The following is a 1,232-nucleotide window of genomic DNA, read 5'->3' as shown; positions in this document are numbered from 1 at the left end:
GTGATCATGGGTGAACGCGAGATTGCGCGCGGGATTGTGGAAGAAGTTCTCGGTTCCAAACCGGAGTTGAGGCGCGAAACCGCCGAGCCATCGGTGGCCTGAGTCCCAAAGCCAAGCTGCATTCTCGCACGCTGGCAACCTGATTGGCTCGACCAGCCTTTCAAGTGAGCATTACGCCACGAATGCAGAGCCGCCATTTTGCGCGATACCACTGAGGTATTTGGCCGGCGGCTTCCCAAGCGCCTTCTTGAACATGGTGATGAAGGCCGTGACCGAACCATAGCCGAGATCGCCCGAGACTTGCTGGACACTCTTGCCGGACGCCAGTTCCCGAATTGCAACGATCAAGTGCAATTGCTGGCGCCAGCGCCCGAAACTCAGCCCTGTCTCCTTTGTCACAAGGCGGGCGAGGCTGCTCTCGCTGAGCGCCATGCGCTTGGCCCAGTCCGCCAGCGTGCTGCGGTCGGCAGGGTCTTGCGCCAACGCCTCGGCGATCCTGTTCAAGCGCGGCTCGGATGAGATCGGCAGGTGCAATTGCTGGACAGGCATGCGTGGCAATTCGGTGAGCAGCATTTTGGTCAAGAGTTCGCCCCTCGCCTCGTCGTCCTGCAGCCGATCGGAAAGCTCGATGATCAATTCGCGCAGCAGTGGCGAGATCGAAAGCGTGCAGCACCGCTCCGGCAGGTCGGCCGCTCCCGGCTCTATGTAGACGAAAAAAATCCGGGCGTTGGCGGTTGCGACATTGCTGTGCTCCATGCCGCCGGGGATCCACACCCCGCAATGCGGCGGCACCATCCATAGACCGCTTGGAACGCGGCATGTGACGCCGCCGCCGAGCGCGAAGACGAGCTGGCCTTTGCGGTGCCGGTGGGCGGGGACTTCCGCTCGGGTGTCGGGGATGTCGACGCGCACGGCAATCGCCAACGCGGAAGGGTCATCCACATCGAGATCAAGCCAGGGGTAGCTGAGGGGCCGTCTCATGATTGACTGCTATTAGCGATGAAACGCCATGATAGCTAAATTCTTTAACCGCGGAAGTCGATAGGCTCCGGTTCGCGCAGGGTTGATCTCGTGACGCTGCGCGCCATCGCCGGTATGGCTCGCTACCTACGTGGGTACTCAGCTTGCCGTGCTTTCCAACGCAAGCTGGCACCGACAAGCCAGCAACAAGGTACGCCATGCTCGCCCTGGTCATCTCTCCCGAAAGTGCGACCGGGTTGAGGCTCGCCGAC

At 61.4% G+C, this 1,232-nt stretch carries 1 protein-coding gene; it reads right to left on the bottom strand.

The features are described from left to right. Positions 1-171: 171 nt before the first annotated feature. Complete coding sequence (locus EN939_RS34830; RefSeq protein ID WP_127271895.1) at positions 172-981, bottom strand: AraC family transcriptional regulator; 810 nt, start codon at positions 979-981, stop codon at positions 172-174. Positions 982-1,232: the final 251 nt, after the last annotated feature.

This window comes from Mesorhizobium sp. M7A.F.Ca.CA.002.05.1.1 (assembly GCF_003998335.1).
GTDB lineage: Bacteria > Pseudomonadota > Alphaproteobacteria > Rhizobiales > Rhizobiaceae > Mesorhizobium.
This window is presented reverse-complemented; position numbering and strand designations above follow the sequence as displayed.